Annotated in this window: 12 protein-coding genes; 1 reads left to right on the top strand and 11 read right to left on the bottom strand. The window is 64.1% G+C overall.

Annotated features, from left to right (window positions below; all coding sequences use genetic code 11):
• Window positions 1–94 precede the first annotated feature (94 nt).
• The 9 genes from AC0ZZU_RS02795 to AC0ZZU_RS02755 all read right to left on the bottom strand — a co-directional run bounded on the left by AC0ZZU_RS02795 (window position 95) and on the right by AC0ZZU_RS02755 (window position 9318).
• Window positions 95–802, bottom strand: a complete 708-nt coding sequence (locus AC0ZZU_RS02795; RefSeq protein ID WP_476338877.1) for a PqiC family protein — start codon at window positions 800–802, stop codon at window positions 95–97.
• Window positions 803–975: 173 nt separating this feature from the next.
• On the bottom strand, window positions 976–3234 hold the full coding sequence (gene parC / locus AC0ZZU_RS02790) for a DNA topoisomerase IV subunit A (protein ID WP_476338875.1): 2259 nt from the start codon (window positions 3232–3234) through the stop codon (window positions 976–978).
• Between the two features lie 10 nt (window positions 3235–3244).
• Window positions 3245–3763, bottom strand: coding sequence for a retropepsin-like aspartic protease family protein (locus tag AC0ZZU_RS02785; RefSeq protein ID WP_476338874.1), 519 nt, complete (start codon window positions 3761–3763; stop codon window positions 3245–3247).
• The gene (locus AC0ZZU_RS02780; RefSeq protein WP_476338872.1) at window positions 3760–4746 is read right to left on the bottom strand and encodes an esterase-like activity of phytase family protein; all 987 of its coding nucleotides are present in this window, start codon (window positions 4744–4746) and stop codon (window positions 3760–3762) included. The genes AC0ZZU_RS02785 and AC0ZZU_RS02780 overlap by 4 nt, the downstream gene beginning before the upstream one ends.
• Entirely contained in the window at window positions 4743–6647 is a 1905-nt protein-coding gene (gene parE, locus AC0ZZU_RS02775; protein WP_158458539.1) for a DNA topoisomerase IV subunit B, read from the bottom strand. The genes AC0ZZU_RS02780 and parE overlap by 4 nt, the downstream gene beginning before the upstream one ends.
• Window positions 6648–6682: 35 nt before the next feature.
• Entirely contained in the window at window positions 6683–7291 is a 609-nt protein-coding gene (locus AC0ZZU_RS02770) for a YqiA/YcfP family alpha/beta fold hydrolase (RefSeq protein WP_476338870.1), read from the bottom strand.
• A 128-nt stretch (window positions 7292–7419) separates the two neighbouring features.
• Complete coding sequence (gene cpdA / locus AC0ZZU_RS02765; protein ID WP_476339119.1) at window positions 7420–8223, bottom strand: 3',5'-cyclic-AMP phosphodiesterase; 804 nt, start codon at window positions 8221–8223, stop codon at window positions 7420–7422.
• Between the two features lie 34 nt (window positions 8224–8257).
• The gene (locus AC0ZZU_RS02760; RefSeq protein WP_476338868.1) at window positions 8258–8710 is read right to left on the bottom strand and encodes a DUF1249 domain-containing protein; all 453 of its coding nucleotides are present in this window, start codon (window positions 8708–8710) and stop codon (window positions 8258–8260) included.
• A complete protein-coding gene (locus AC0ZZU_RS02755; RefSeq protein WP_476338866.1) occupies window positions 8701–9318 on the bottom strand; it encodes an NUDIX domain-containing protein in 618 nt (205 codons plus the stop codon). Before AC0ZZU_RS02755 ends, AC0ZZU_RS02760 begins: the two co-directional genes overlap by 10 nt.
• 183 nt (window positions 9319–9501) lie before the next feature.
• Between AC0ZZU_RS02755 and AC0ZZU_RS02750 the strand changes: the two genes are divergently transcribed.
• Window positions 9502–10248 (top strand): RsiV family protein, encoded by a 747-nt coding sequence (locus tag AC0ZZU_RS02750; protein WP_476338864.1) that lies wholly within the window; start codon window positions 9502–9504, stop codon window positions 10246–10248.
• Here AC0ZZU_RS02750 and cytX read toward each other — a convergent pair.
• Both cytX and thiC read right to left on the bottom strand, forming a co-directional pair.
• Complete coding sequence (gene cytX, locus AC0ZZU_RS02745; protein WP_476338863.1) at window positions 10217–11500, bottom strand: putative hydroxymethylpyrimidine transporter CytX; 1284 nt, start codon at window positions 11498–11500, stop codon at window positions 10217–10219. The genes AC0ZZU_RS02750 and cytX overlap by 32 nt on opposite strands.
• Window positions 11501–11684: 184 nt before the next feature.
• Window positions 11685–13571 carry a phosphomethylpyrimidine synthase ThiC gene (gene thiC, locus AC0ZZU_RS02740; protein WP_476338861.1) on the bottom strand — a complete coding sequence of 629 codons (1887 nt, stop codon included), beginning with the start codon at window positions 13569–13571 and terminating at the stop codon, window positions 11685–11687.
• Window positions 13572–13721 lie beyond the last annotated feature (150 nt).

Genomic DNA, 13721 nt, shown 5'->3' with positions numbered 1-13721 from the left:
GCTCCAGGCCGGCCTGCCGCAATGCTCCATTCCAAATGGGACATTGATAATAAAAAAGCCCGCATCGCTGCGGGCTTTTTCATGGATGAAAGGTTCAGAACCTGAATACTTCCATATCGGTACGAATCGGCGAGGCCATCGGTATCCTCGACTTCTCCGGCTCTTTACGTACCTGAGCAGGTGCCGCTTTCCTGGGCGCCTCTTCAACGATAGCCGGCTGGTTCGCCAGTGGCTTGAGCGCCGTGCTCAACTGCTCGGCGAGCTTTTGCAGCAACTGCCCCTGGGCCTGGACCTGCGAGGCCTCGGTACCCTGGTGCTGCTGCTCCAGGTGAACAATGCGGTTGTCCCGCACATGGCCACGGCGGTCGAGCAACCGCCACTGGGCATCGAGGATCGCCGGCTGGTTGGTGCCCGAGTCGAGCCGGGTGATGGACAGCAGTACCTGCACGTCCGGGCTGAAGCCCGTGCTGGCAGGGGCCAGGACCACGCGCTGGCTGTCCAGGTGCGAGGCAAGCTGGCGCACCAGCAACTGGTCGATATCCGAAGACAGGCTACCTGCCCACCGGCCGTCAGTGGCCGCGGTCAGGCTGCCATCGCTCTGACGTTGCAGAAAGGTTTCGCGTTGCAGGTAGTCGGCTACCGATACCGGGCCGAGCACCACTGCCATTCCCGACGCTTGCTTGGGCAGCGCGGGATCACCGCTGTCGAGCTGGTACAGAGATACCGGCTGGTGCATGCTGCAACCAGTCAGACCGAGGACGCCAGTCATCAGCAGAACAAATGGAAGGCGCAGAAATTTCATCATCCCATCCAGGCGGTCGCCTCAAGGCCAACCGCAGCGATACATGTGTAGATTCGAACGCGCACACAGCCACGCTGGCGCCGCGAGGGGCCTATCATCCGCGAAATAACCGTCCGACTCCAGCGTTTCTGCCCTGAACGGCGTTGAAATCACCCCTCAAGGCAGGTCCGAATTCACACCGGCCCGTCGACCGTCAGGCTGTCCACCCGCTGGAAGCCGCGTGGCAGCTTGTTGCCACGGCGGCCGCGCTCACCTTTATAGTGTTCCAGGTCGTCCGGCTTGAGCGACAAAGTGCGCTTGCCGGCCTGCAATACCAGCGTGGAACCCTCGGCAATCACCGCCAGATCAGTCACGAACTCTTCACGGCTGGCAACGCGCTCACCGGGTACGCCGATGATCTTGTTGCCCTTGCCCTTGCCCAGCTGCGGCAGGTCGCTGACCTTGAACACCAGCAGGCGCCCCTCGCTGGTTACCGCGCCAAGCCAGTCCTGCTCGCGATTGGCGACAGGACGCGGGGAAATCACCTTGGCCCCGTTAGGCAGACTGAGCAACGCCTTGCCGGCCTTGTTCTTTGCCTGCAGGTCCTCACCCTTGACCACGAAGCCGTAACCGGCGTCGGAGGCCACCACGTAGAGCGCGTCGTCCTCGGGCAAGAGCACGCATTCGAAGGCGGCGCCTGGCGGCGGAGTGAGACGGCCGGTGAGCGGTTCGCCCTGCCCACGCGCCGACGGCAGGCTGTGGGCTGCCAGCGAGTAGCTGCGCCCGGTAGAGTCGATGAACACGGCAAACTGGTTCGAACGCCCCGCCGCCGCGGCGCGGAAACCGTCGCCTGCTTTGTAGGAAAGCCCTGTGGCATCGATGTCATGGCCCTTGGCGCAGCGCACCCAGCCTTTTTCCGACAGCACCACCGTGACTGGCTCGGTCGGCATCAGCTCGTTTTCCGAAAGTGCCTTCGCTTCAGACCGTGCAACGATCGGCGAGCGACGGTCGTCACCATAGGTCTCGGCATCCTTGATCAGCTCGGTACGCACCAGTTTGCGCAACTTGGCTTCGCTGCCGAGCAGGGAGGTCAGCTTGGTCTGTTCCTTGCGCAGCTCTTCCTGTTCGCCACGAATCTTCATCTCCTCAAGGCGCGCCAGCTGCCGCAAGCGTGTTTCAAGGATGTAGTCGGCCTGGATCTCGGTGAGTTCGAAGCGGGCGATCAGTGCGGCCTTGGGCTGGTCCTCGGTACGGATGATGTGGATCACTTCATCCAGGTTGAGGAAGGCAACCAGCAAACCGTCGAGCAGGTGCAGGCGGCGCTCGACCTTGTCCAGGCGGAAGCGCAACCGGCGACGGACGGTTTCGGTGCGGTACTGCAGCCACTCCACCAGCAGCATGCGCAGGTTCTTCAGCTGCGGGCGGCCGTCCAGGCCGATGATGTTGATGTTGACCCGGTAGGTACTTTCAAGGTCCGTGGTGGCGAACAGGTGCTGCATCAGCTCGTCGGCATCAATGCGATTCGAGCGCGGAATGATGACGATGCGGCATGGGTTCTCGTGGTCGGACTCGTCACGCAGGTCGGCGACCATCGGCAGCTTCTTGGCCTGCATCTGCGCGGCGATCTGTTCCAGCACCTTGGCACCGGAGACCTGGTGCGGCAGAGCCGTGACAACGATATCGCCGTCCTCGATCCGAAACACGGCGCGCATGCGAATCGAGCCCTTGCCGCTTTCGTAGATTTTCTGCAGCTCGGCGCGAGGGGTGATGATCTCGGCTTCAGTGGGGTAGTCAGGCCCTTGGATATGCTCGCAAAGCTGCTCGATGGTGGCCTTGGGCTCATCAAGCAGGCGCACGCAGGCGCTGGCGACTTCGCGCAGGTTGTGCGGCGGCACATCGGTGGCCATGCCCACGGCGATGCCGGTGGTGCCGTTGAGCAGAATGTTCGGCAGGCGCGCCGGCAGCACCGCAGGCTCCTGCAAGGTGCCGTCGAAGTTGGGCACCCAGTCCGACGTGCCCTGGCCCAGTTCGCTGAGCAGCACTTCGGAGTAGCGCGACAGGCGCGCCTCGGTATAACGCATCGCGGCGAACGACTTCGGATCGTCCGGCGCACCCCAGTTGCCCTGCCCGTCGACCAGGGTATAGCGATAGCTGAAAGGCTGCGCCATCAGCACCATGGCTTCGTAGCAGGCCGAGTCGCCGTGGGGGTGGAACTTGCCGAGCACGTCACCCACGGTACGCGCGGATTTCTTGTGCTTTGAGTCGGCATCCAGGCCCAGCTCGCTCATGGCGTAGACGATGCGGCGCTGTACCGGTTTCAGGCCGTCGCCGATGTGCGGCAAGGCTCGGTCCATGATCACGTACATGGAGTAGTTGAGGTAGGCCTGTTCGGTGAAGTCAGCCAGGGAACGGCGCTCGACGCCGTCGAGACTGAGTTCGAGTGAGTCGCTCATGCGGGCCTCGTCATTTCAGGTTCTGGCGCAACAGCAAGGTGCCACTGCGCTGGGTAAATTCAAGTTGTTTCAGGGCGCTCATCCCGAGCAGGACCTGCTCGCCGTCGAGCCCGGGCACGACCAGGGCACGTACGTTGCGCAGGTGGATCTCGCCGAGCCTCAAGCTGTCCAGGCGGGTGCGGTAGCCTTGGGTCCGGCCATTGGCGGTGCTCAGCATGACCGGCGCACCCTGCTCAAGGCCGAATCTTCGCGCCAGGGCCTCGGGCACCGCGACGTCGGTCGCACCTGTATCGAGCATGAAGCGCACGGTCTGGCCGTTGATTGCCCCGTCGGCCACGAAGTGCCCCTGGCCGTTGCTCAGCAGACGCACTTCGATGAAACCTGCACCGTGCTCGGACTGCACCACGGTGTTGGGATTGTGCTGACGCTCTTCCCACTGGCCAAAAAAGCGCGTGGCCAGGAACAGCGCGCCTGCCCAGGCAACCATCATCAGCAGCCTGCCCGCACGCTTGCCCGGCGGCTGGCTCACGGTTTGGCGCTCCAGCCGCCCTGCGGCGCCTCGAAGCGCCAGACCACCGGCCGCGACTCACCGTCCGCGCGGGTCGCACCGTTGTTGTCGAGGCCGACCCATGCGCCCTTGGCATCGATCACCAACGCCTCGGCGAGACCGAATGGCTGGTCGTAGCGCCGCTCGTCGGCCATGGCACCGGCAGCGAACGACCAGCACCGCTCGACCTTGCCGGTATCGGCGTCCCGGCGGCAGATGCGGAAGGCATTGCGCTCGAGGGTGAACAGCTTGCCCTCATGGAGCGAAAGGTCGGCGAAATCCCGCGACACCGGCCGGGAGCGATGCATCTGCGCAGGGCGCATCTCGACCCCGGCTTCGCTGAGCAATACGCAGCCGCCGGAGCAGGCCCACACCGACTGCTGACGCCTGACCGAGATCAGGCCGCGCCGCTCGCGCTCGGCAGCTAGCCACAGGCGGTCACCCGAGGGGCTGATCGCCAGGCCTTCGAACAAGGCGTTGAAGTGCAGGAGCATGCCGCTGGCGCGGGCCTGGCGAATCATCGCCGGGTCGATCCTCAGCCAGTCGGGGTCTCCCTTCAGCGGGATTTCGAGCACGGCGGCATGCGCCTCGCTGACCACGAAGAAATTGCCCGCATCGTCGCAGCTGATGCCTTCGAAATCCAGCTCGCCGCCCCGTATGAAGGAAGCTGCCCAGTTACCCGAGCGCAGCCCCCACGGGAGCCCGCTTTCCGGCACTGGGGGCGCGCTGAAGGCCAGGGGCTGGCTCTGCCAGGTCCGGTCTCGCTGGTCCAGGCGATAGATGCGGTCGTCGTCGCGGTCGGACACCGCCCACAACCCTCCTCGGCACTCGGCCAGGCCCGACAGGTTGCCGCCACGCATGCCCTCGACCGGGTGCTCGGCGGTCAGTTTCAGTTCGGGCCAGGTATCCGCCAGGATGGGAACCGTACACAGCGCCAGACAGGCTGCCAGTACCCAACGAATCAAGTCAGGACCTCGGCCAGGTTTCCTTTTGTTTCAAGCCAGCTCTTGCGGTCGCTGGCGCGCTTCTTGGCCAGCAGCATGTCCATGATCTCGCGGGTTTGCTCCAGGTCTTCCAGGGTCAGCTGCACCAGACGGCGGGTGTTCGGGTCCATGGTGGTCTCGCGCAGCTGCGGCGGGTTCATCTCGCCCAGGCCCTTGAATCGGGTGACCTGTGGCTTGCCGCGCTTCTTCTCCGCCACCAGGCGGTCGAGGATGCCGTCGCGTTCGGCCTCGTCCAGGGCATAGTAGATTTCCTTGCCAAGGTCGATGCGGTACAGCGGCGGCATGGCCACATAGACATGCCCCGCTTCCACCAACGGGCGGAAATGCTGCACGAACAATGCGCACAGCAGAGTTGCGATATGCAGGCCGTCGGAGTCGGCGTCGGCAAGGATGCAGACCTTGCCATAGCGCAGCTGGCTGAGGTCGGTGGCACCGGGGTCGACACCGATGGCCACGGCGATGTTGTGCACTTCCTGGCTGGCCAGGACTTCGCCGCCGTCGACCTCCCAGGTATTGAGGATCTTGCCGCGCAGCGGCAGGATCGCCTGAAACTCCTTGTCTCGCGCCTGTTTGGCCGAGCCGCCGGCCGAATCGCCCTCGACCAGGAACAGCTCGGCGCGCATCGGGTCCTGCCCGGCGCAGTCCGCCAGCTTGCCAGGAAGCGCCGGCCCTTGGGTAATACGCTTGCGCTCGACCTTCTTGCTCGCCTTGAGGCGGCGCCCGGCGTTGCTGATGGCCAGTTCCGCCAGCTGCATGCCCAGTTCGGGATGGGCGTTGAGCCACAGGCTGAAGGCATCCTTGACCACCCCCGACACGAATGCCGCGGCCTCGCGCGATGACAGGCGCTCCTTGGTCTGCCCGGAGAACTGCGCGTCCTGCATCTTCATCGACAGCACGAAGGTAATGCGCTCCCAGACATCCTCGGGGGCCAGCTTGACCCCGCGTGGGAGCAGGTTGCGGAACTCGCAGAACTCGCGCATGGCATCGAGCAGGCCCTGGCGCAGGCCATTGACGTGGGTGCCACCCTGGGCCGTGGGGATCAGGTTGACGTAGCTTTCCTGGACACTGTCACCGCCTTCGGGCAACCACAGCAGCGCCCAGTCGACGGCTTCCTTGTTGCCCGCGAGGCTGCCGCAGAACGGCTCGTCCGGCAGGCGTTGGTACTCGCTGACCGAGTCGACCAGGTACGAGCGTAGCCCGTCTTCGTAATGCCATTCGACCTTTTCGCCGGTGCCCTTGTCCTCGAAGCTGACCAGCAGCCCCGGGCACAACACGGCCTTGGCCTTGAGCACGTGCTTGAGGCGGCTGATAGAGAACTTGGGTGAGTCGAAGTACTTGGGATCGGGCGCGAAGTACACGCTGGTACCGGTGTTGCGCTTGCCCACGGTGCCGATCACTTCCAGCTCGGTGGACTTGAAGCCGTCGGCGAAGGTCATCTGGTATTCGTTGCCATCGCGCTTGACCCGCACGCGGACCTGATTCGACAGCGCATTGACCACCGAGATGCCCACCCCGTGCAGGCCGCCGGAAAACTGGTAGTTCTTGTTGGAGAACTTGCCGCCGGCATGCAGCTTGGTCAGGATCAGCTCGACACCGGAGACGCCCTCTTCTGGGTGGATATCCACCGGCATGCCGCGACCGTCATCGCTCACTTCGAGGGAATGGTCGGCGTGCAGGATCACCTGGATGGAACGCGCGTGACCTGCCAGGGCTTCGTCGACACTGTTGTCGATCACTTCCTGGGCCAGGTGGTTCGGCCGGCTGGTGTCGGTGTACATGCCCGGCCGCTTGCGGACCGGATCAAGGCCGGAGAGGACTTCGATGGCGTCTGCGTTATAGGCGCTAGCGCTGGGATTGGCCATGGGTTCTCGTCATCAGTCGTTGTGAATGCAAAAAATCAGAATACGGAAAAATCAAGCGCGTCATACGTCGCGCGGGCTATGCCGGCATGGGCCAGCAATGCCGGCAGGTGCTCGGCAAAACCCTGGAAGCCGTGGTCACCACCGGCCTGGATACGCAAGGAACAGGCCCGGTAGTAGCGCTCGGCGTGGCGATAATCGAGGGTTTCATCGCCGGTCTGCAACCACACCTGATAGCGGCCTGCATCCTGCGGCGGCGGTACTTCAAGCTCGGCCAGGGCGTGGACATGGTCGTGGGTCAGGTCCCAGGACTCGCCGCTGTAGAAGTTCTGCTGGGGGCCGAGATGACCGTCGAACAAGCGGTGCGGGCTGACGGCCGGGTTGATCAGCAAGGCCTTGAGCCCCTGGCGCTCGGCCAGGCAGGTGGCATAGTAGCCGCCAAGCGAACTGCCGACCAGCAAGGGCGTGCCCAGCTCGGCGATGGCGGCTTCGAGCTGGACCATGGCATGGCGCGGATGGTGATGCAGGGCCGGGACCCGCAACTGGCTGGTCAGGCCCAGGTGCTGCATCACGGCGCTCACCTGCTGCGCCTTGCGTGACAGCGGCGAGCTGTTCAAGCCATGTATATAGAGGATGGAACCCGACATGCTGCCCCCGGAAACTGCGGTTGCGCACCCTTCGAAGCGGGCGCAAGGACGCGCAGTGTAGCCTGTTCGAGGGGCAAAGGCGCGCGGCAGGGATTTTCGCAACAATTTCACGAGCCAGTGACTGGACCTTAATAACCCGGACCGTTGAAGTCCAGACGCACCTCATAATCTACCGCCCGCGATACCCCGGTCTCCATCCGCCCGTCCGCATGCAGGCGCAACCAGCGATAGCCGGGCTTCTGCTCGCTGACCGTGAAGTCCTCGCGACCAGGGGCGAACTGGATGCAGGTCGACGGCGACGCCAGCAGCCGCACACCGCCGCGCTGCTGATCCCACTCCTGGTGAATATGCCCCCACAATAACGCCCGTACCTGTGGATAACCCTCGAGCACCTTGAACAGCGCATCGGCATTGCGCAGTCCGATGGACGCCATCCAGGCGCAGTCGATCGGCACCGGCTGATGGTGCATGGCTATCAGGCAATGCCGATCGGGCGCCTCTCGCAAGGCCTCGTCGAGACTGGCGAGCTGCCCTTCTTCGAGCCACCCGAAGGTCGCTCCGACGACTTGCGAGTTCAGCATGATGATCCGCCAGTGGCCGATGTCGGTCACCTCCTTGAGCAGGTCCGCATCCTGCGCTGTCCTGGCCATCGCGCCACGGTCGTCGTGATTGCCCGGCAACCAGCGCGCCTGCGCGCCGAACGGCTCGGTCAACTCGCGAAACCAGGCGTAGGAGGCCTCGCTGCCATCCTGGGACAGGTCGCCGGTGGCCAGCAACACGTCGACGCGCGGGTGTTCGCGGCGCGCCTGGGCGATCACATGCCGCAGGCTGTCGCGGGTATTCAGGCCGAACAGGCTGCCCTGGGCGTCGGCGAACAGATGGCTGTCGGTGAGCTGCAGCACATGTACAGGGGATGGATCTGGTGGCTGGATGGGCTGCGGCAACGGCCGTCTCCTCGTTGACAGTTCAGCGTACTACCGCCAGCTCATGACCGCAGGCCAGGCAGTGGCTCAGCCATTCCCCGAGGAACAGGTTGAGCTGGGCCTTTTCGTCTGGCTGGTGCATGGCGGCGTTAGGATAGGGATAGATGCTGCGAAAACGCCGAGTATGCTCGGAGCTGACTACCTCGGCCATGCGCGCATCGTGATAGACCTGCACTTCGAGCTGCGGTACCGGCAACCAAGGCAGGCTGTGCTCCTGGCGAACCCGCAAGGTCGTGGTATATGGGCAGGCCAGCACCACATCGAGCACCAGCACGCCCACCATCTGGTCGCCCTGGGTCATGCCTATGCGCCGCGAACTCTGGGCGCTGCGCATGTCGGGCAGCAGCCGCATCAGCCGCGCGTAGTTGGCCTCGCAGGCCGCTTGCAGCCCGGCCAGGTCGACCCGATAACGTTCGCGCAACAGGTTCACGACCACAACCCCCTGACTTCGGCACGGTTGAGCGCCAGCCATTGCAGCGCGATGATCGTCGCCGCGTTGGTGATACGGCCATCACGTACAGCCTGCAGGGCATCTTCGAACGGCCAGACCCTCACTCGGATGTCCTCGCCCTCTTCTTCGAGCCCATGCAGCCCGCCAGCTGCTTCGCTGCTGCAACGCCCCAGATACAGATGCACGAACTCATCGCTGCCGCCGGGCGAAGGGAAGTAGCGGGTCATCGGCCACAAGGTGGCGATGGCCAGCCCGGCTTCCTCTTGCGCCTCGCGGTGAGCAACTTCCTCGGGCTGTTCGTCCTTGTCGATCAGCCCGGCGACCAGTTCGATCAGCCAGGGATTCTCGACTTTGCCCAACGCACCCACGCGAAACTGCTCGATGAGTACGACTTCGTCGCGCTGGGCGTCATAAGGCAGTACGCAGACCGCGTCATGCCGCACGAACAGCTCGCGGCTGATCTCGCGGCTCATGCCGCCCGCGAACAGTTCATGGCGCAGATGCACCCGGTCGAGCTTGTAGAAGCCCTGGAAACAATTGGCCCGCTCGACGATCTCGACCGCCTGGGGCACCGTATTCAACGAATCTGACATGGAAATCCTCGTTACCTCATTTACAGCTCCGGCCATCCTACTCCGCGAATCGCCGCGTTTCACCCCTTTAAAGATAGCGCTCAGGCTGCGAGGATAGGGCACTGCTGGTCTGTTCAGCTTAGTGGCGAACCGAAGGCTTCGCCGACGGTCCAAGGCCGATAACTTTCAGTTGCAAGGATCATCATGACGCTAGTCAAACTGACTTCCGTGGCCGTGTTGGCACTGGCCCTGGGCGCCTGCCAGAGCCTGTTCACACCCAGCATGCGCGCACCGCTCGAGGTCAAGCGCGATGCCTGGGAACACATCAAGCCCGGCTGCAGCGAAAGCGACTGCCCGCTGGTGAACATCGACATGATTCACTTCCCCGCCCTGCCCAAGCTCGACGGCATTGTCGAAAAACGTCTGCTGCAGCTGACCGAGGACAACCAGCGCACCACGCCGCCCGCGACGCTCAAGGCCTACGAGGAGCAATACCTGCAAAGCGCCGAGAAGCGCAACAGCAGCTATCTGCAGGCCAAGGTACGCGAGCAGCATGACGGACTGGTGATCATCGAGCTGTCGAGCTACCTGGACAGCGGCGGCGCGCACGGCATGCCGGGGCGCGGCTTCATCAACTACTCGCGCAAGCTGGACAAGGTGTTGACCCTGCAAGACATGCTGGTGCCAGGGCAAGAGGCGACCTTCTGGAAGACCGCCAAGGAATCCCACCGCGCCTGGATGATCAGCACCGGCATGGACAAGGACCCCGAGTTCGTCAAGACCTGGCCCTTCCGCCAGACCCCGCACATCGCCCTGACCTACGGCGCCGTGGTGCTCAAGTACGAAGTCTATGCCATCGCGCCCTACTCCATGGGCCACATCGAGCTGAAGATTCCCTACCCGCGCCTGAACGGCGTGCTCAAGCCAGAGCTGTTTCCCGGCCGCGGCTGAGGCTCAGCAAACCGTGCAACACCCCTGCCAGCAGCAATGCCGGCAGGGTTGCCCCGACGTCCGGCGCCAGGCTGGCCATCAGATGATAGGCCGCCACGCCCACCGCCCAGGCCAGCAATGCTCCCCAGTGCAAGCTGCCGACGACTGCAGGCAGACGCCGCCTGCGAACGACGAAGTGGTCCATCAGCACCACGCCGAACAGCGGCGCGAACACGGAGCCGATCAGCAGCAGGAAATTCTCGTACTGCGCCAGCGGCGCCAGGCAGGCGATGAGCGTGCAGAGCGCGCCGATCGCGAGGGCCAGATGCTCGATCTTGATGCGCACCAGCAGCCCGGTGGTGACCGCGGCCGAATGGATATCGGCGAAGGCGTTCTCGGTCTCGTCCAGCAGGATCAGCAGGAGTGGAATGCCCAGGCCGGCACCCGCCAGCGCCAGCAATAGCGCGTTTGCCTCACCGCTTGGCGCGAACGCCAGGGTATAGGCCACGCCCAGGCTCATCAGCCAGGTGTTGCCGATGAAGTAGCCCAGCGCGGTGCCGGCGAACACCCGGTTGGCGCGCCGGGCGAAACGCGAGTAGTCGGCAATCAGTGGCAACCATGACAGCGGCATGGCGATCGCAATGTCGAAGCCGACCGCCAGCGACATCGAGCCATCTCCGGCGCGGGCCCAGATCGCGGCCAGATCGGCCTTGGCGAACAGGTTCCAGGTCAGCCACAGGCAGGCACCGATCAGCAGCCAGATGCCCCACTTGCGCAGGATCTTGCGCACGAAGGCCAGTGGGCCGCAGATTGCCAGCAGGGTCGCCAGTGCGCCGAAGCAGAGTGTCCAGAGCAGCGGACTGGTCAGCGCGCCGCCCTCGCCGAATGCGCGCGCACCCAGCAGGCTCGCGGCATCCCGCATGACGATGATCTCGAACGAGCCCCAGCCGATCAGTTGCAGCAGGTTGAGCACAGACGGCAACCGCACGCCGTGCCCGCCGAGCGTCAAGCGCAGGGTAGCCATGGCCGAAAGACCGGTATCGCTGCCGATCACCCCGACCGCAGCCAGCAGCAGCACGCCGACGGCGGTGCCGAGGAAGATCGCCAACATCGCGCCCGCCAGCCCCAGTCCAGGCGCCAGCATCGCGCCCACCTGCAGCACCATCAATCCCGTCCCCAGCGAAAACCAGAGCACAAACAGATCCCGCGCCCCGAACACCTGCTGCGCGGCAGGAACAGGCCGATCAGGCGAAAACTCGTCAAAGCCACTCATGTCAAAACAGCCCCTATCCAATACCCAGTCATGCACCAAGGCTGACAACCCAAATCCGCCAGGCCATGGCACGTTGCAACAAATGTGGGAGCGGCCTTGTGCCGCGATGCGCCGCGCGGGCGGCGCTCGATTCACGCGGCGCTGCAACATTCAAGCGCACGCTGCGCCGCCCCGCTCCCCTCCTTCAAACTTTCTGATACAACTGGCTACCTTCCTGCCGGAACCGCTCGGCCTGCTCGCGCATCCCATCCTCCACCGCCACGTCCACCGCCGCGATGCGCTGGTTGGCGGCGTATTCGCGCACTTCCTGGGTGATCTTCATCGAGCAGAACTTCGGTCCGCACATCGAGCAGAAGTGCGCGACCTTGGCCGACTCCTTGGGCAGCGTCTCGTCATGGAAGGCGCGCGCGGTGTCCGGGTCAAGGCCAAGGTTGAACTGGTCCTGCCAGCGAAACTCGAAGCGGGCCTTGGACAAGGCATTGTCGCGGATCTGGGCGCCTGGATGCCCCTTGGCGAGGTCGGCGGCGTGGGCGGCGATCTTGTAGGTAATGATGCCGGTCTTGACGTCGTCCTTGTTCGGCAGGCCAAGGTGTTCCTTGGGCGTCACGTAGCAGAGCATGGCGCAACCGAACCAGCCGATCATCGCCGCCCCGATCCCGGAGGTAATGTGGTCGTAGCCCGGCGCGATGTCGGTAGTCAGCGGGCCAAGGGTGTAGAACGGCGCTTCGTCGCAGCACTCCAGCTGCTTGTCCATGTTCTCCTTGATCAGCTGCATCGGCACATGGCCAGGGCCTTCGATCATGCACTGCACATCGTGCTTCCAGGCGATCTTGGTCAGTTCGCCAAGGGTTTCGAGCTCGCCGAACTGGGCTTCGTCGTTGGCGTCGGCGATCGAGCCCGGACGCAGCCCATCGCCCAGCGAGAAGCTGACGTCGTAGGCCTTCATGATTTCGCAGATCTCGTCGAAATGCGTGTAGAGGAAGTTCTCCTTGTGATGTGCCAGGCACCACTTGGCCATGATCGAGCCGCCACGGCTGACGATGCCGGTGACCCGCTTGGCCGTCAGCGGTACATAGCGCAGCAGCACGCCTGCGTGGATGGTGAAGTAGTCCACGCCCTGCTCGGCCTGTTCGATCAGGGTGTCGCGGAACAACTCCCAGGTCAGGTCCTCGGCCACGCCGTTGACCTTTTCCAGCGCCTGGTAGATCGGCACGGTGCCGATCGGCACTGGCGAGTTGCGGATGATCCACTCGCGGGTCTCGTGGATGTGCTTGCCGGTGGACAAGTCCATCACGGTGTCCGACCCCCAGCGGATGCCCCAGGTCAGCTTGGCCACTTCTTCCTCGATCGAGGAGCCAAGGGCGCTGTTGCCGATATTGCCGTTGATCTTCACCAGGAAGTTGCGGCCGATGATCATCGGCTCAAGCTCGGTGTGGTTGATGTTGGCGGGGATGATCGCTCGGCCGCGGGCAACTTCGTCGCGCACGAACTCAGGGGTGATCTCCTTGGGGATGCTGGCCCCAAAGCTGTGGCCTGGGTGCTGCTGCTCCAGCAGGCCGGCGGCGCGGGCTTCCTGCAGCTTCATGTTCTCGCGGATGGCGACGTATTCCATCTCGGCAGTGATGATGCCCTTGCGCGCGTAGTGCATCTGGCTGACGTTGACGCCGGCCTTGGCGCGGCGCGGGTTGCGCACGTGGGCAAAGCGCAGCTTGGCGAGTTCGGCGTCATTGAGCCGCTGCTGGCCGAAGTTCGAGCTCAGGCCGTCGAGGCGCTCGGTGTCACCACGGTCGTCGATCCAGGCCGAGCGCACATCGCCAAGGCCTTTGCGCACATCGATGACGACCTCGGGGTCGGTGTAGGGGCCGGAGGTATCGTAGACCAGCACTGGCGCGTTGCTTTCGCCGCCGAAGTCCGTGGGGGTGTCATCGAGGCTGATCTCGCGCATCGGCACGCGGATGTCCGGGCGCGAACCCTCGACATGGATCTTGCGCGACCGGGTAAAGGGCTGCACGGACTGCTGGTCGACTTGGGCCGACTCACTCAGGTTGATCGTTTTTTCTTGTTTGCTCATCACAGGCTCTCCAGACAGCTTCCTAGCGGTGGAATGTCGGGGAGAACCTGAAAAAGACGCGGACGCACCCTGTAAAGGTGCAGTGCCGGATGCGGGTATGCGGCGCTTTGCAGCTGCTCGACAAATCCCGGACCTGGCACAAGAGACTCG

Source organism: Pseudomonas sp. JE3303 (assembly GCF_056312565.1).
This window is presented reverse-complemented; position numbering and strand designations above follow the sequence as displayed.